Raw genomic sequence first — 17,052 nt, 5'->3', positions numbered from 1 at the left:
ATAGCACGCGTACGACCGTTCTAACATTCCACTGACAAAGGGCTGTCTCAAGTTGATACTTGAAGAATAGCCCTTTGTATATTTAGTGTATGGACGAGCGCCCGATCGAACCATTCTCTCGCTCATTGGTTATCATCAGCGTGGCACGCAGATCGTTCTGATCCGTGTACGCTTGCAACTCGAAAGGTACGCTGACAGAAGCAGGCAAAACGATGTACCAAACGACATAACCCTCGTCGGTCTTTACAATCTCGGCTTCATACTCCCTCGCCCCTGTTTCATCGCCCTTCACAACGATATGTGTGATAGACGTATCTCCAATTTCTCCAAATAACAGGAATGTCCCTCTGGGCTTTTCCAACCGAATAGGCATCATCATATAGGACAGAGCAGAATCCGATGAGGCATCCATCTTAGTGCCACCAATGGCATACCCACCACCGGAAGCCCACTTCCACCCCAGCCAAGATTTCCGTGCCATATCTACCTTTAAGTCTGTCCCGCCTTGAAATAGCCGCTGTTTACTGAATTGTAGAACGCCTTCGTGAACAGGCTTCTGATAAATGATCTTATATGTTTCCTCAATGGAAGAACCTCGAAATTGTCGGATTGCCTCCTCGGAGGTTCGTTCAAGTGGGATACGCAGCGTCTCTGTAAGCCCCATCGCCTTGGACAGCCGCCAATCCGCTATACCTCCCGGCTTTTCTATCACATAGATCGTGGAGTAGGCTAGGATAAGCACAACAAAGAGCATCCCTGTTACCAAAGCGTATCTAGGCATTCGCCGAACTACGTTTAGCATGTGCATTCTACCTCCATTCGATGATAATCGGGCGGCTTAAGCTTAACAGACCACTCGCTCATTTTACCATTCGTTGGAAGTTACTGTCACGATTTTATCCCCATCATAGGTTCAAGCAGCCTCAACTAACTTTTACCCAAGTCCATCTAAAGAAAGCCCTATACAACGCATAGCATATCCTGTATGGTGTTGAAATCGACAATTTACAGCATGAAATGAGGCCATCGTATGATTTCAGCCCTACGTAAACTTACTTCCATTCGGCTGCCGTTCTGGGTCATGTTTATGAATACCTTCAGTATGGCGGTCGGATTTTATATGATGATCCCCTTGCTTGCTTCTTATTTATTAAACGACATCCTGTTGACCGTCACCATGGTTGGTATCATCTCCGCGATCCGCAGCTTCAGCCAGCAAGGTCTTTCCGTCCTTTGCGGTACCTTGGCCGACAAGCTTGGCTATAAGCGGACGATTCTAATCGGTTTGCTCATCCGTACCTTTGGGTTCGGCATGTTCGGCTTTGTCGACAGTATCCCAGGCTTTGTCATCGCTTGCTTCTTCTCTGGTTTAGGCGGATCACTGTTCAACCCAGCTAGTTATGCGTATTATGCAGCACTATCGACTTCGAGCAATCGGATCACGATTTATTCCATTCGAGAAATGTTAAGTAATATGGGATTTGTCGTGGGTCCCGTTCTGGGTGCCTTACTCATGGGCTTTCATTTCAAATACGTTAGTTTGGCCGCTACCCTTATTTTCGCATTTTCCTTTTTCTTTAGTCTCTTCTTTTTGCCAGCTATCCAAAGTGAACAATCTCGCAAGGCATATACAGGCATCTGGTCTCAAATGCAAGCCGTATGGAGTAATCGCCCTTTCCGACGCTTCATGCTCTTCACGATGATCTCGTGGTCCCTGGTCACTCAGTTATACATTGCCGTTCCGTTTCGTGTCCATCAGCTCGCTTCAGATGAGAATATCGGACTCATTTACAGCTCTGGGGCCATCGTTATGGTCCTGCTGCAGGTTCCACTTTCTAAATTAGGCAACAGGAAGTTACAGCCTTTTGGCGTAATGTCATTAGGCACCTTACTGCTCGCTGGAGGCTTATTTACAATGGGAATGATGGGGTCCATGTGGGGGATTTATGCGGGGGTTATCGCCTTCATGATTGGACAGGTTTTTCTACAGCCGATGATGAATACCATGGTTTCCGATTATGCCGGGGATGAGCAGATTGCTAGCTATTTCGGTTTTAACAGCTTTGCGCTTTCCATCGGGGCTATTATCGGAAACGTAGGCGGTGGCTATTTGTATGATCTAGGAAATGTGCTTGGCTGGCAAGGCCTCCCTTGGGTGTGTTTCTTGGTGTTTGGGCTAATGAATATTCGTTTTATGCTCAAAGAGCAAAGGTCGATGAGCTCACGAAGCTCCGTTCGCAGAGCCGTCTGAAGCATCTGTCGTTACACTTGTACCGCCTGTTAGTCGTTCTCGCGTATCGGTCTCCCGACCTCCAAGACGCTTCAGCAACGTTGCCCGCCAACTCACCGACAGCTTATCGACTTCAAGCAGCTCTCGTATGCCTGCAATATGATCTTTCTCCTGATGCATGATCCGGTTGGCGTAAGCCACGGTGATCGCTTTGGGATGAGCAAAGATTCGATTCAATCCATCAGATTTGTCTACAAATCCTTCACGCAGTACGCGGAAATAGAAGCCGGTATACCCGGTTTCTTGCACGATCAGCGGCATATTAGGCCTGTCGTACTTGACCGATAATTTGAAGCAAGGCTGGCGAGGTTGGCTCACTTCAACGATCGCTTCCATCACCGCATCACTGACGAAATTCTCGGACGCGATCAGCTCAATTTTATCGTGTTGCCGATTCGCCTCTTGCTTGATCGCTGATGCGGTCATTGGGTCTTGTTCAAGCAAATGCTCCATGCTATGATCCTCCCTCGAGAATGTTTCACTTACCATCTCTTTTTGGGTTCAGTATAGATTGAGGCAAATGATTGCACAATACAACATTTATACTTATAACGATAGGTTTTTCCTATCATTCGCACGAAAATTTGACTGCCTAATGTCCAAGGAAATAGAGATTCCTCGCACGGCAGCCTAGATTGGTGATATTCTAATTAATTCGCTAGCTCTTTGTTATCTGGTAAGTTACGGCCACAACGGTATTACAATAGCCTTTGGAGTCGATTAGTTTGAGGTTCATCGACTCCTCGATCCCTTCCAAAAGCCGTGTACCAGATCCAGCTACAACCGGACAAATGTTAAGGTTAAGCTCATCCAGCAATCCCTCACTCCCCTTGGAACGAAGCCACAACTTCCTCGATATAGATATCCTGCTCTCCGACATAATAGTTCGCAACATCGTCCTTCAATTCCTGAACGACAGGATTGCTGATGAACGACTCTAAGGCTTCTTTCGTTTCAAAATACAAGCTGAATATGAACGAATACCTCGGAGTCGTTCCATCTGCTGAGGATAGGACCTTTTTGACCTCATACTTGGTGGCCCCCATTTCAAGCACTGTCTTCTTGGATAACAAAGCAACATGTGTATTCAAATAATAAGCTTCATCGAAAGGGATACCTTGTTTGTAGTGAAACGTTAGGACTAGCATGCAATCATCTCCTTATATAGATATACAATCATCATAAACGATGACATTAGTGGTAGTGTCAAATTGCAAATGCCTATTGCACTCTATATCACGTGGTGATATACTCATGCCATGATATATCACAAAGTGATACAACGAAGGGCGATACAACATAACCTGATATAAGAAGAAGGAGACTTTATGGATAGTGAGAAGCTCTACCGTCAGTACTTGCCGATGTCTGAAACGGCTTATTACATTTTGCTTTCCCTGACTACAACTCGGCATGGTTATGGCATTATTCAGTGGGTGGAGGAGCTCACACAAGGTCGAATTCACCTCGGTCCTGGCACGATTTATGGCAGCTTATCTCGGATGGAGAAGGATCGTTTGATTCAAGCTGTAGCTGAGGAAGAGCGTCGTAAGCTGTACCGCATCACCCCTTCTGGTAAAGAACTGCTCAAGCTGGAGATCGCCAGAATTACAGAGCTTTACGAAAATGCGAAGAAAGTCGAGGGATCTTTATATGAATGAGACCAAAAAGGTGTTTAAATGGTGGGACAGTTCACAATCGGAGACAATTACAGCATGGTTGGAGGATATGGAGGCGCAAGGCTGGCATTTACAACGTGTAAATTGGAATGGCCTGCGTTTTCACTTTGAGAAAGGTGCTCCTCGCAAAATGAGCTACTGTGTAGATTACCAAATGAAGGTGGATCCCAACTACGCTAGCATTTTTGAAGACACAGGTTGGGATAAAATTTACAGCGGCGCAGGCTGGTATATCTGGAGACAAACGTATCAGCATACAAAGCCTGAAATTTTCACTGACATCGATTCCATGATCGAACGGAATAAACGACTCATTGGTGTATTTACGGCGGTTACTGCCGCACAAATCCCAGTTTTCATGATAAACATAAAAAATACGTTCTTTTATCCCTTGCTGATCCTCTATGTACCAGTTCTTGTCTTACTAGTTATTAGTCTATACCGTTTAGTCGCAGCCAATAAAAAACTACAAGCCAAAAAGGACATTCTTTGAACCGCTAGCCGGCTAGCTGAATGTCCTCTATTCACTCTTCGCGATCCATTACCCAATAGCCCCGTGCTCTCGCAACAAGCCAATTACTGCAGTATGACCCTGCTCTTTGGCTAGATCGATCGCATAGACGCCATCCTCTGATTTGGCATTCACATCCGCACCCTGGTTAATCAAAAGCTCAATGATCTGCGTACTATCCTTATGAAAGGCGGCCACATGCAGACTTGTATGCCCATTGCTATCCATAATCGTCGGCTTCGCACGGTGAGCGAGCAGCAATTGTATGACCTCTAAGCTCCGCTCACCGGCAATAGCTGCGTGCAGTGCCGTATTCGACGGAATGTAACTAACTTTAGAATGCGATAAGGCATTCACATCAGCGCCATTTTCCAAAAGCAGCCGAACCACTTCGCTCTGACCGAAATGCGCTGCAAATCCCAGAAGGGTAAGGCCATCGCTGTTCTCAGCATTGGCAAGCGAAAGATCCGTGTCCAGCAAATCCTTGACTCGGTTTACATCGCCTGTGCGTGCTGCTGTAAATACATCGTTAATCATGTAAGGGGGCCTCCTCTAATTTATTCGCTATTTCAATTCGGCAAATATCTAGATATTCCCTTTTTCCTGTTTAAATAAATCGTGACACCCCCGAATGCGAGAAAGACCCACAGCAGTTTCGCTGTAGGTCTTTTACTCAAGATCTACTTCGTTCGTTCATGAACGAAAACTATAGCTTGAACTTACCGACGGCTTGCTGCAGTCTCAGTGACATACTGTTCAAGTCGTTCGCGAATGCAGCAACTTCTTGCAGTGCTGCAAGCTGTTCCTCCGCGCTCCCTGCTACATTCTGAGCAGCGAAGGACGATTGCTGTGCAATGGTAGACGATTCGATCACCGAGGCCGTCACCTGTTCGGATCCTGCCGACATCTCTTCAGCCACTGCCGAAACATCACGGATCTGATCCGCCACTTGATCGATGGCCTGCAGGATCAATTGAAACGCCTCACCAGCCTCATGTACGACGACGATACCCGTGTGAACTTCTTTGGTTCCCTCACTCATCGCCTCGACAGCTAGCTGAGTACCCTGCTGGATTTGTTCAATCAGCCCGATAATTTGATTAGCAGAGCTGCCTGATTGTTCGGCTAGCTTCCTTACCTCTCCGGCAACGACGGCAAAACCCCGACCATGTTCCCCAGCACGAGCCGCTTCAATAGCTGCATTGAGTGCCAGCAGATTCGTCTGCGTGGCGATACTGGAGATCACACTTACAATGCTGCCGATTTCTATGGATTGCTTGTCAAGCATCTGCACCATGGAGGCTGTACGATCGACTGTCGCCCGTATGGATTCCATCTGCCGAATAACTTGTTGTAAAGATACGTTGCCATGCCTTGCTTTCTCGGACGCCTCCATGGAAACCTCTGACACAGAAGAAGACGTTTCTGCAATCCTTTGTATGCCTATCGACATTTCCTCCATGGCTCGAGCGCTTTCATTGGAAGTTAAACCCTGAGCCTCAGCCCCTCGCGCTACGGCCTGGATGGAAGTCGCAATCTCGTTCGAAGCCGCCGAGGTTTCTTCAGCGCTTGCCGAAAGCTGCTTCGAGGAAACGGCTACAGCCTGTGAGCTTGCGTTCACTTCTCTAATCAACTCTTGCAGATTAAGAATCATTCGACTGAAGCTATCGGTTAATTTCCCTACTTCATCCTTACTCCGACTCGTAATCGTGCGCGTTAAATCTCCCCCAGCAATACTTTGTGCTACATTCATCAACACATTAATAGGTCCAATGATGATTCTGCTAAGTAACAATGCTATGCCTATGCCAAGTAAAACATCGATAATACAGGATATTATGAGTGTAAAATTGACGGAATGAATTTCCTCAATTAAATGATCTGTTGACTCCTTAGATTCTTGATTGAAGCTGTTAATGTATTGATCTGCCACGGTATAGATCGTTTGTTTGAATTGGTCGGTCTGATCGTCTGCCTTCTTATTTTCATCGCGAAGCTGCGCAGCCGTTAGTTTACTGTCTTTTTTATTAATGTCCTTGACCACATCAAATGATTTGATAAAACCCTCGCTGGCGGTTCGTAAACTTGCAGCCAACTCTACTTCCTTCGGGCTGTCCGATCTTAGCGCAATGAACTCGAGGTATTCTCTGAATTTCACTTCGTTTTCCTTGTATGCTTTAGCAGCTTCATCACTTTGATTGATAATGACATCCGCTTGATTACTGTACAAGATACCTACATAATTCTTAAGCTCGTAAGCAGCCTTAACCTCCGCATTGCGTTCCGTTTCCTGATCCAACGCACTTTGGACTTGAGACAGTTTAAAGTAATTGTTCCCTGCAGCAATTGTAAATAATAAAATAACTAAAAGCATGCCAGATAGTAGTTTCGTTTTTAAAGACCAATTTCTAATCATAAAAGACCCCTTCTTTCTATTTTGAATTCTAGCCGCTACCTACGTGCATCGTTTCATTGCCATTGAATTCAAGAAAGTCTTTTTCTCATCTAAGTAGTCATCTAAGAGGTCAACAATCGACAAATTTTGCGGGCTATTTTATATATATCGACAAATACGATTGAAAAAATAAGGTACTATGTTACATTCCATAACATGCCAAAAAAAGCTACCCCCGGAAGAGTAGCCCCATGATTGCAAACAAACCAAATACCGATAACATCGCACCAGAGACGCGATTAATCCACAGGAACGCCGCTCCTTTGAGCCGCTCCCGCAACAATCCAACCAACAAACTGAGCAGCAGCCACCATAATGCTGAGCCTGCAAACACGCCGACCACCAAGGCAATCGCTGGCGTGAAGCCTGCATCCGCGCTATCGCCCAGCCCCAGCCCCGCAAACGCACCGACGAACGACATGATCGTCATCGGATTCGTAATGGTGAGCAGCAGGGTCGACGCATACGATTTGAACAGCGTGTCCCCTGTTGCTTTGGCGGCATCAACCGCAGGCTTGGAGCGAAAGGTTTGCACGCCCAGATAGATAAGGAAAAGACCGCCAACCAACTGCAGGATCACCTTTTGATCTAACAAAAAGGTAGTAATCAACGTCAAACCGAACCCTGCGATGAAGCCATAGATGGCATCTGCCGTAGCAGCGCCTAGTCCAGACAGAAAGCCATGCAAGCGGCCAAGCGTCAAGGTCCTGCGCATACATAGGATCCCAATAGGGCCAACTGGCGCCGCGATGGAAAAGCCTAATAGCAGGCCCTTAAGTAAGGGAATCAGCCACACGTTTAGAACACCTGCTCACCGTCATACGTAGCGATTTTCTTGTATAGATCCGGACGACGATCGCGGAAAATCCCCCATTCGATACGCTGAATCTCCAACTGATCCAAGTCGAACTCGGCAACGAGAACCGTTTCCTCGTCACGACCAGCTTCCTCAATCAGATTGCCCTGCGGGCCTGCAATGAAAGACGAACCATAGAAGTTGATGCTGGAATCCTCATCTTCTTCCTTCCCGATACGGTTCGATGCGATTACCGGCATCAAGTTGCACGCCGCGTGACCGCGCATGCACATTTGCCAGTGATCCTTCGAATCTATGGAACCATCCTGCGGCTCCGATCCGATCGCTGTCGGGTAGAACAACAGTTCCGCCCCCATCAGCGCCATTACGCGAGCAGCTTCTGGGTACCACTGGTCCCAACAAACGCCGACGCCTATTTTGGCATAGCGGGTTTTCCAGACCTTGAACCCCGTATCTCCCGGGTTAAAATAAAACTTCTCCTCATACCCTGGACCGTCAGGAATGTGGCTTTTGCGGTACGTGCCGAGCACAGAACCATCGGCATCGATGACGGCAAGCGAGTTGTAGCGAGCGTAGTTCTTTTTCTCGTAGAAGCTGATTGGCAATACGACGGCCAGCTCCTTCGCAATCTCACGGAAGTGATTGATCGCTTTGTTCGTCTCCAGCTCCGTCGCGTAGCGGTAGTAGTCGGACTTTTCTTTTTGGCAGAAATACGGTGTTTCAAACAACTCTTGAATCAAAATCACTTGCGCACCCTTCGCCGCGGCCTCACGCACCAATTTCTCTGCTTTAGCGATGTTTTCTTCTATATTATCGGAACAGCTCATTTGTGTAGCTGCTACAGTCACTTTTCTCACGTGAAATCACCCTTTCTTACTGGCTGGCATTTGCTGCGTCGTGCAGTGAACATTGCCGCCTTCTTTGATAATGGACATGCCGTTAATTGTACGGATTCGACGTTCTGGGAATGTCGCTTGAAGCACTTCAATCGCTTTGCGATCTGTCTCTTCAGCCGTCCCGCCAAACACAGGCAAAATAATGCCGCCGTTCACGAAATAGAAATTCAAATAGCTAAGCGTCAAGCGCTGCTCTTCGAAGAATGTAAGCGGAGGTTGCTCGATCTGAATAATCTCGAAAGAGCGGCCTTTCGCATCTGTCGCGCTGCGGAGAATTTCCAAATTCTCCTGCGTAATCGCATAGTTGGCATCCGAAGGATCGTTGCAAACTTGCAGAATGATTTTGCCTGGAGCCGCGAAGCAAGCAATATTATCCACGTGACCGTCCGTCTCGTCTCCGTCTAGACCTTTATTCAACCAGATAATTTTCTCCACGTTCACGAAATTGCGGACATGCTCCTCAATCTCCTCGCGGCTCAGATCCGGGTTGCGATTCGTGTTCAGTAGACATTCTTCTGTGGTCAAAAGCGTACCTTCCCCATCCACGTGGATGGAACCACCCTCCATGACGAGCGGAGCGTCAAAACGTTTCACACCATGATGCTCTGCGATTTGTGGAGCTACGTTATCATCAAGATCCCAAGGCGCATACTTGCCGCCCCATGCGTTGAATTTCCAGTTAACTGCGGCGATTTCTTGCTGCTCGTTCAACACGAAGGTTGGACCGTTGTCGCGGAACCAAGCGTCATTATGCTGGATCTCAAGGAAATCCACATTAGATTCGGTGAACATCGCTTTCACTTGCTCTGCATCGGAAGGGTTAACAATCACGGTTACAGGCTCAAATTCAGCAATCGCCTTAGCCAAATCCGCATACCCTTGGGATACGACCGCGTGATCCTCTGGGTAAACCATCGACGCTTGAACCGGCCATGAAATAAAAGTCCGCTCGTGCTCTGTCCATTCTGCTGGCATGCTATAGTTTACATCTTTAGGTTTCGTCATGATTCGTCATCTCACTTTATCTCAATTTAGTTAATCATCGCATAGGAAAATTCAAATAAAAACATCGTCTCCCATCATAACTCAAAAGACGCCAAGGCTCAATGTAAATAGGTAGTACCGTGACCAAATCTTTGTCGAAAGGAACTACCTATACGGCTTACTGCCGTTTCCCCATTACCTACCAGCATATTTGAAGTGCTTTTAATACAAATTAGAAGAGGATTTCACAGACTGCATACCCGAAAGGATGGATCACTTTGGCAACTGTTCTGCATATTACTGCACATCCTCATGATCATCAAACGTCTTACAGTATGGCCGTAGGTAAAGCTTTCATCGATGCCTACCGAGAAGCGAACCCCAATGACGAAGTGATTCCTATTGATTTGTATCGTGTCCAAGTGCCGCATATTGATGCGGACGTGTTCAGCGGCTGGGGTAAGCTGCGCAGTGGACAGGACTTCTCCTCCTTATCTAGCGATGAGAGCGCCAAGGTAGGACGAATCAGTGAACTCACCGAGCAGTTCATTGCCGCAGACAAATACGTATTCGTTACGCCGATGTGGAATTTCTCATTCCCTCCTGTGATGAAAGCTTATCTGGATGCTCTTTGCGTAGCTGGCAAAACGTTCAAATACACCGAAGCTGGGCCTGTTGGCTTACTTCCTGGCAAAAAGGCACTCCACATTCAAGCGCGCGGCGGCGTGTATTCCGAAGGGCCAGCGGCCGGCATGGAATCGGGTCATCGGTATATCAGCATTATTATGGGCTTTTTCGGTATAACCGACACGCAAGGGCTGTTCGTAGAGGGGCATAACCAATTCCCTGATAAAGCGGAGCAGATCAAGGCGGATGCAATTAGTAAGGCGAAAGAATTGGCTCATACGTTTTAATAGGGAGCTGTCCTCCAAGATGAATGGATCTTGGGGGACAGTTTTTATTGCCGGTAGAGCAGATGACTTCTTTATTAGCTGGAGTTAGGCTGTTTAACGGACACAGAAGACGCTAATTGGTTCAAAAGTGCCCCTTAACATGGCTAACGGACATGAGTGTCGCTATTTGCTTTAATTGCACATGCTAATCACACAAAATGATCAAATAACGTCGCTAGCGTCCGTTACGTTGAAGAATGGCTTCTTTTCTGCGGAATAAGGTCTCTAGTGTCCGTTAGATAGTGGAGATAAGTGGTGGATAGGTGCGAGAGAGGTGGGATAGGTAGGATAGGTAGGATAGGGGGAGATAGGTGGTGGATAGAAAATTAGAATCCACAAGCAAGACAAGCAGGCAAGTAGCACTCTCCCCCTCAACACTGCAAATAAGCCTCCAACGCCACTCACGTGGATATTTGGAGGCTCTCTCATCTTTACAGTTTGAATTAGGATCTAGCTGGCGTAACACTAGTGTCCCCTTTTCCTACGAGATAGGGATGCGTTAAATATAAACCGCCTACATACAGCAACACCGCTATGTAAACAGGCAATAAATGTACAAAGTCCGTGTAGCCAATATGTGCGTGAACCAAAAGACCGGCTGCAAAGCCGGGCAGCCCACCCCAGAGGAATGTCCACCATAACCAGCCTTCACCTTGATTGACACCCCAAAGCGCCGAAGCAGTTATGGCTACTGCCAAGGAAAACAATGCACCGCCAAAGCCCGCACGATCATGTGCAATAAGCGGAATAATGGCCTCACTCCAAGCAGACAATTGTGAAGAAGTTACGCCTAAATAGGCCAAATCGCTTGGGACGAATACCTCCGTAATGCCGACAAAGGATATTGTAAGTCCTCCGACTCCCAGACCAAAACCAAGTATCACGAAGCAGCACTGCCCCCACTGCGCTCTTAGCCAAACCCGATCATTTCGTAGGCCTGGCGGTTTGCGAGACGGATGATCCTTCAACCCACGCAGCGTCAGCAGCAACATAGGCAGCAAAACTACCGCTACAGCTGCATGCAGTGGATCAAAATAACCATAACCCAGATAAAGAAAGAAACTGCTAAAGCCGACAACGCAAGAGGATATGACGGCCGTTCGCGCCCAATGCAGCCCGTAACGTAAACCGTGATGAGCTAGCTGATAATAGAAAATGCCAATGGAGATCATCGTACCTGCTAAGGTAATGCGATCATGAGACATGAAGTGTAATAAATGTGTATTGAAACGGATAATTTCACTGCGTGTTTTGCCCAAAAAGTCCTCATCATAAGGCAACAGCACCGTTGTCGCTGCGATAAACCACGCGAGCACACCACCGATGATCATCCCCAATCCCAGCAGGCTCATCCATCCCCAATTCGCCCAGAAGGAAGGGGTGGATGGAAAGGCTGGTGAAGGCGGAAAGGAAGAGATCTCGCCATGGTGGGGAGCCGTCGAAGGATCGAAAGACGTAACGACAGACGCTCTGGAATTGGAGGCCTGCTCGTAAGTAGGAACAATGACTCCGTTCCATGAAGCCTCAGCGTCTGCCGACGTCGCAGGAGCTGTGATGCGATCATACAGGATCGCTTCGTTGATCCGCTTCGGCAGCCCTGGCCCCGCGAAGACGAGCCCGCTGTGCAGCATCACGCTAGTCGCTCCTGCGGCCAGCAGCGCGCACGCGTCCTCCGGCTGATGCACGCCGCCGGCCGCGACTATCGCGCTGCGCTCGCCTAGCGACTCGCGCAGCAAACGGACCTTGCTCAGCTGCGCGCTGAGCAACGAAGCGCCGCCGCCGACGCGCTCGCGGCGAGTGCCCGGCTCCCGCTGCGCGTCGCCGAGGACGACACCGCTGAAGCTGCGCGCGGTGTCCAAGATCGCCCGCAGCTCCCCCACCGGGAGCTCCTGCGGCACATACACAAGCAGCGGCTTCCCCGGTGCCGCTGCCTCCGCAAGCTGGCGCACATCCGCGAGGTACGCCAAAGCCTCATCTAATGGCCAGCCTTCGGCAAGGCCATCGAGGGTGAAACCCGCCGCGTACGGCGCCAGCGTGAGGAGCAGCTCCCGCTGCTCTTCGATCGCTTCGCGCGGCGAACTTCCCGGCATCGGCCGCAGCCGCACGAAGTGCGGCAGTCGATGCCCCGTGCCCTTGCGCAGGCGCGCAGCGATCGCGTCCGCGCCGTCGTTCTCGTAGCCATCGGGGTACACGATGGCTTCCTCATCCGCCATGCGAGTAATCGATGCATGGCTTTCAACAGCTCGGACCGTCACAGGTCCGAGCTCGATGAACCCGAGCCCGAACTGGGCGAGGGCTTTGTGCGCCGTGCCGTGCGGGTCAAGACTGCCGCTAAGGCCGACGGGGCAAGCAATCGGCACGCCTGCCAGCTCGCTCGCCAGCAGCGGCGACATTTCCATGTGACCCATCGTGCGGATCACGAAGGTCCCACCAGGAATGCGACTTAGCCCACCAATCGCATGCAGGGTAAGCTCTCTTGCCCTCCGCCCGCTAAACCGGAAAAGGAGCGGTTTAAATAACGTATGATACGACCAATCGGGCATAGGCCGCCTCCTCTTTTGGATGATAGTTCCAGTATACCGTGTATCCTTGCCTCTGCCCATAGACACACTTTGTTGCGATTCCATGTGATTCTAATCACAGGGGTTCCCTCCACTTATTCGCTATACTGAAGGCATCAAGTCATTCTACTGGAAATGAGATGATCCGACATGCTAAGCGAACAAACCATCCGAATCATTAAATCCACCGTGCCTGTATTAGAAGTTCATGGTGTTGCGATAACCAAACGTTTCTACGACAAGCTGTTCACATCTCACCCTGAGCTTTTACATCTATTCAATCACGCTAATCAAAAGCAAGGCCGACAGCAGACAGCTCTAGCGAATGCCGTTTATGCGGCAGCGAAGCATATCGATCGATTGGAAATGATCCTGCCAGCTGTTAAACAAATTGCTCATAAACATCGCAGTCTTGGCGTCAAACCCGAACAATATCCCATCGTTGGGGAGCACTTACTAGGAGCGATTAAAGATGTACTCGGCGATGCCGCGACAGATGACATCCTCGGAGCTTGGGCTGAAGCATATGGGGTCATTGCCAGTGCATTCATTGGCATTGAGTCGGATATGTATACCAATTCCGCTCTGCAACCTGGGGGATGGTCCGATTTCAGACCCTTTGTCATCGCCCGCAAAGACAGAGAAAGCGACGTCATTACCTCCTTTTACCTAACGCCGCAGGATCAAGGTCTGATTGCAGCATTCGAAGCTGGACAGTATGTCAGTGTTCGTGTCCAAATACCCGGCGATGCCTACACACATATTCGGCAATATAGCCTCTCTCATACCTCCGGGCAGCCGTTCTATCGAATCTCGGTTAAACGCGAAGACACCAATTCAGCTGTTCCTGCGGGCAAAGTTTCCGTCTTTTTGCACAATCAGGTTCAAGAGGGAGATGTTCTATGGCTCTCTGCGCCAGCAGGTGACTTTACATTAGATCAAACGGATACACGACCTGTTACGCTTCTCAGCGGCGGTGTCGGACTCACCCCTATGGTGAGTATGCTGCATTCACTCGTCACCACGCAGCCGAATCGAAAGGTTACTTTTATCCATGCTGCCCAAAATGGGGGGCATCACGCGCTTCGCAAAGAGATCGAACAGCTGGCTGAAGAGCATCCTCAAGTCACACTTGCTTGGTGTTACGCGCAACCGACAGCTGCCGATACCCGTGAACAGTCTTATCACAAAGAGGGCTATGTAGATCTCCCATGGATCCAAAGCCTTGTTCCGTCAGTGGATGGCAGCTTTTACTTCTGTGGACCCCTGCCGTTCATGAAAGCCGTGAACCAGTCACTTATCACTTGGGGTGTCCCAGAAGCAGATCGTCATTACGAATTCTTCGGACCTTCCGGTGCTCTTAGTTAACAACAAAAAAGGGAGAAGAGCTTAATCGCTCTTTCTCCCCTTTTCGCGTAACAGCCGATTCACCGTTTCTCGGCGAAGTCCAATGAACTGCCCTATTTCCTCTTGGGTAAGCACGTCGGTCAGCTTCAAAGTACCAATATATGTTTGAAACCATGCCTCCATTTTCAACAATTTAGCCGCTGGAGCAACTGCCGTTAGCTGATCAATCCGCTGCTGCATCATGCGCAGCTTCTCCTGTAATTGACGCGCGATCGTGCGAAAGTGGTCTGGGTTGCGTTCCAAGTCCTCATACCAGGGCTCCGCAGGCAGCACTTCAACCTCACTTGTCACGAGTGCTATCGCCGTTGCATAGTAGGCACTTGGACTAATGAGCGAATGATGCGGAATTGTCTCACCAGGTACAATGATATTCACAAGTGTCGTATTACCATCTTCATGGGAACGGACAATTTTCAACAGTCCCGAATGCAGCTTGAATAGTGAACCCCTCTCGCCTTGGCGGAACAGGATTTCCCCTTTATGCAATTTCATCTTCGTATCCCCTTTAACGAGAAAAAGCGACAGCACGCTTGGGGCTGATCGCTTTTATGGATATCTTGAACGACTATACTTCCTTTTTCAAAGACTCAAAAGGAGTCCGAATTTGCAGACGTGCCTGTGTTACTTTGCCCGATAAGCTCACGTACCAATTCAACTGCTCGACCTTGCCAATCAGCCAAATGGATACCAGTAAACCTGTAAGCGACACGAGAACCGCAATCGGCAATGCCCACATGGAGACCGGATGAGCGAAATAAGGGATGAATGAAACCGCTAAGATTGGCGCCGCATTCCATTTGAAAAATTGAATTAACGTAATCGTCACAAGGGCTGTTAGGAAAAAGGAAACGGCTCCCGTGCTAATGGTATAAAAAATACTGCCCATCGTTACCGCAATAATGGCTCCGATAATAATGCGACGTATTTCTCTTATGTTATCTACACGATGCATGAATAGAAAACTAAATGCGCCCAGCGTTGGGTAGAAAACCATCTTCATCGATGGAAAGTGATAGGATGCCCAATAAGCTCCCATCAGATAACAGCAAATGATAAGTGAACGTAGAAACATCGTTGGTTCCCGTCCTTTTCTATATGGGATTCATGAGGCCGTTCATGTTCTAAATCAGACCTTTCCCATTTTACAAAATAGACAGAGATTCAGTCAATAACTTTACAAGCCATGTTATGTCATTTTTCCCTTATTTTTAACTTGATTAATTCCGTTCAACCGACACCGTTGTCGAAGCAAAAAACTTCGTCACCGCAAAAGACGCCGCCCCAAGCACAGTAGACCGATCACGAAGCTCCGAAAATTCCACCTTCAACTGCTTGCGCGGATGCGGTAATGATCGCTTCTCTAGCAGCTCCAAAAGCGGCTTCATCAGCCACTTCTCGCCACCGGCCAACCGGCCTCCGAGAATGATAAATTCCGGATTATACCCATTAATGATATTCACAACACCGACCCCGAGGTAGTAGCCCAGCCGTTCAAAAAGCTTGATGACCCCTACGTCGCCGCTTTCGGCTTTGCTAAGCAGACTTTTTAGGTCGACTTCACGCCCTAGCTCTCTCCCTGCTTGCTCCAATAAGGCATGCTCCGATGCGTATAGCTCCCAACAGCCTAAGCTGCCGCAGCGGCACTTCGGACCATCATGCTGAATTGAGATGTGGCCGATCTCGCCGGAGAATCCCGTCGCCCCGCGATACAGCTCGTTTTTGATAATAATGCCCGCACCAATCCCCATACCGATAGATACATAGATGAGATTTGCAGTATCTTTCCCTGCACCGAACTGTTTCTCGCCTACTGCCCCAGCGTTCGCTTCATTATCAATCACAACAGGAAGTCCGAATTCGGCTTCTAACTGGCTCTGCAGGGGCACATTCTCCCAGCCCAAATTCGGGGCAAACAACAAATTCCCTTCCTCATCAACGATGCCTGGCACACCAAGACCAATGCCAATCACACCATAAACGCTCTCTGGTGCTGTTTCAATCAGTTCACGGATCGTCGTTTTGAGTAGATGTGTTACCTGCTCGACAGATTCATTGTGGTGCTGGATGCGGTTTTCCCGAATCACTTTACCTGTTAAGTCGGTGAGAACAGCCAACATATCATGCACACCAAGATCAACGCCAATCGCATATCCTGCCATGCCATTAAAAAGCAGCATCATCGGCTTGCGCCCACCGCTCGATTCTCCGGCGCCGATCTCCTGGACAAGGGAGCTTTCGATGAGCTCATTCACAAGACTAGATACCGTCGCTTTCGTCAGCCCTGTAATCTCAGCGATTTTAGCGCGTGAGATCGGTGAATCCGTGCGGATGTGATGCAAGACGATCGTTTTATTTATCTTTTTCACGAGGTTTAAGTCGCCTGTTTGTTTCATAATTATCCCCCATACCGTTCCAAATGCTGCGAGTCTTCGCTATGGAAATGATTCTAACATAGAAGACTTTTTCGCGCACTAACTAAGTTTGTTTAATGAATTTACA

The 17,052-nt window shown here is 48.6% G+C and carries 17 protein-coding genes and 2 pseudogenes; 5 read left to right on the top strand and 14 right to left on the bottom strand.

Features of this window, described 5'->3' with window-relative positions:
- Positions 1-82: 82 nt before the first annotated feature.
- Positions 83-802: a hypothetical protein gene (locus L6I86_RS14045; RefSeq protein ID WP_236287977.1), complete on the bottom strand. Its 720-nt coding sequence runs from the start codon at positions 800-802 to the stop codon at positions 83-85.
- Between the two features lie 228 nt (positions 803-1,030).
- Here L6I86_RS14045 and L6I86_RS14040 point away from each other — a divergent pair, with 228 nt between their 5' ends.
- Positions 1,031-2,251, top strand: coding sequence for an MFS transporter (locus L6I86_RS14040; protein ID WP_236287976.1), 1,221 nt, complete (start codon positions 1,031-1,033; stop codon positions 2,249-2,251).
- Here L6I86_RS14040 and L6I86_RS14035 read toward each other — a convergent pair.
- The 3 genes and pseudogenes from L6I86_RS14035 to L6I86_RS14025 form a co-directional block, all read right to left on the bottom strand.
- Positions 2,222-2,623, bottom strand: a pseudogene (locus L6I86_RS14035) (3-alpha domain-containing protein); the annotation flags it as partial. The gene L6I86_RS14040 and the pseudogene L6I86_RS14035 sit on opposite strands and share 30 nt — an antisense overlap.
- 3 nt (positions 2,624-2,626) lie before the next feature.
- Positions 2,627-2,716, bottom strand: a pseudogene (locus tag L6I86_RS35905) (hypothetical protein); the annotation flags it as partial.
- 395 nt (positions 2,717-3,111) lie between these two features.
- Positions 3,112-3,438, bottom strand: a complete 327-nt coding sequence (locus L6I86_RS14025) for an EthD family reductase (protein WP_236287974.1) — start codon at positions 3,436-3,438, stop codon at positions 3,112-3,114.
- Positions 3,439-3,618: 180 nt separating this feature from the next.
- Here L6I86_RS14025 and L6I86_RS14020 point away from each other — a divergent pair, with 180 nt between their 5' ends.
- Complete coding sequence (locus L6I86_RS14020; RefSeq protein ID WP_236287972.1) at positions 3,619-3,951, top strand: PadR family transcriptional regulator; 333 nt, start codon at positions 3,619-3,621, stop codon at positions 3,949-3,951.
- The gene (locus L6I86_RS14015; RefSeq protein WP_236287970.1) at positions 3,944-4,462 is read left to right on the top strand and encodes a DUF2812 domain-containing protein; all 519 of its coding nucleotides are present in this window, start codon (positions 3,944-3,946) and stop codon (positions 4,460-4,462) included. Before L6I86_RS14020 ends, L6I86_RS14015 begins: the two co-directional genes overlap by 8 nt.
- 48 nt (positions 4,463-4,510) lie before the next feature.
- Here L6I86_RS14015 and L6I86_RS14010 read toward each other — a convergent pair whose 3' ends face one another.
- The 5 genes from L6I86_RS14010 to L6I86_RS13990 all read right to left on the bottom strand — a co-directional run bounded on the left by L6I86_RS14010 (position 4,511) and on the right by L6I86_RS13990 (position 9,653).
- The gene (locus tag L6I86_RS14010) at positions 4,511-5,017 is read right to left on the bottom strand and encodes an ankyrin repeat domain-containing protein (RefSeq protein ID WP_236287968.1); all 507 of its coding nucleotides are present in this window, start codon (positions 5,015-5,017) and stop codon (positions 4,511-4,513) included.
- A gap of 169 nt (positions 5,018-5,186) precedes the next feature.
- Positions 5,187-6,896 (bottom strand): methyl-accepting chemotaxis protein, encoded by a 1,710-nt coding sequence (locus L6I86_RS14005; RefSeq protein ID WP_236287966.1) that lies wholly within the window; start codon positions 6,894-6,896, stop codon positions 5,187-5,189.
- A gap of 208 nt (positions 6,897-7,104) precedes the next feature.
- Positions 7,105-7,731 (bottom strand): LysE family translocator, encoded by a 627-nt coding sequence (locus L6I86_RS14000; protein ID WP_420851887.1) that lies wholly within the window; start codon positions 7,729-7,731, stop codon positions 7,105-7,107.
- Positions 7,732-7,733: 2 nt separating this feature from the next.
- The gene (gene aguB / locus L6I86_RS13995) at positions 7,734-8,609 is read right to left on the bottom strand and encodes an N-carbamoylputrescine amidase (protein WP_173120578.1); all 876 of its coding nucleotides are present in this window, start codon (positions 8,607-8,609) and stop codon (positions 7,734-7,736) included.
- Positions 8,610-8,615: 6 nt separating this feature from the next.
- On the bottom strand, positions 8,616-9,653 hold the full coding sequence (locus tag L6I86_RS13990) for an agmatine deiminase family protein (RefSeq protein WP_236287965.1): 1,038 nt from the start codon (positions 9,651-9,653) through the stop codon (positions 8,616-8,618).
- Positions 9,654-9,910: 257 nt separating this feature from the next.
- Here L6I86_RS13990 and L6I86_RS13985 point away from each other — a divergent pair, with 257 nt between their 5' ends.
- Positions 9,911-10,546: an FMN-dependent NADH-azoreductase gene (locus L6I86_RS13985; RefSeq protein ID WP_236287963.1), complete on the top strand. Its 636-nt coding sequence runs from the start codon at positions 9,911-9,913 to the stop codon at positions 10,544-10,546.
- 482 nt (positions 10,547-11,028) lie between these two features.
- Here L6I86_RS13985 and L6I86_RS13980 read toward each other — a convergent pair whose 3' ends face one another.
- A complete protein-coding gene (locus L6I86_RS13980; protein WP_236288257.1) occupies positions 11,029-12,978 on the bottom strand; it encodes a beta/alpha barrel domain-containing protein in 1,950 nt (649 codons plus the stop codon).
- 50 nt (positions 12,979-13,028) lie between these two features.
- Positions 13,029-13,226: a hypothetical protein gene (locus L6I86_RS36025; RefSeq protein WP_236288278.1), complete on the bottom strand. Its 198-nt coding sequence runs from the start codon at positions 13,224-13,226 to the stop codon at positions 13,029-13,031.
- 70 nt (positions 13,227-13,296) lie between these two features.
- On the opposite strand from L6I86_RS36025, the gene hmpA reads away from it, so the two are divergent.
- Entirely contained in the window at positions 13,297-14,514 is a 1,218-nt protein-coding gene (gene hmpA, locus L6I86_RS13970) for an NO-inducible flavohemoprotein (RefSeq protein WP_236287961.1), read from the top strand.
- A 21-nt stretch (positions 14,515-14,535) separates the two neighbouring features.
- Here hmpA and L6I86_RS13965 read toward each other — a convergent pair whose 3' ends face one another.
- From L6I86_RS13965 to L6I86_RS13955, 3 genes are all read right to left on the bottom strand, one after another.
- Entirely contained in the window at positions 14,536-15,045 is a 510-nt protein-coding gene (locus tag L6I86_RS13965) for a Crp/Fnr family transcriptional regulator (RefSeq protein WP_236287959.1), read from the bottom strand.
- A gap of 73 nt (positions 15,046-15,118) precedes the next feature.
- The gene (locus L6I86_RS13960; RefSeq protein ID WP_236287957.1) at positions 15,119-15,625 is read right to left on the bottom strand and encodes an HPP family protein; all 507 of its coding nucleotides are present in this window, start codon (positions 15,623-15,625) and stop codon (positions 15,119-15,121) included.
- 145 nt (positions 15,626-15,770) lie between these two features.
- A complete protein-coding gene (locus L6I86_RS13955) occupies positions 15,771-16,946 on the bottom strand; it encodes an ROK family transcriptional regulator (protein WP_236287956.1) in 1,176 nt (391 codons plus the stop codon).
- Positions 16,947-17,052 lie beyond the last annotated feature (106 nt).

This window comes from Paenibacillus allorhizoplanae (assembly GCF_927798215.1).
In the GTDB taxonomy this organism is placed as follows: Bacteria; Bacillota; Bacilli; order Paenibacillales; family NBRC-103111; genus Paenibacillus_E; species Paenibacillus_E allorhizoplanae.
This window is presented reverse-complemented; position numbering and strand designations above follow the sequence as displayed.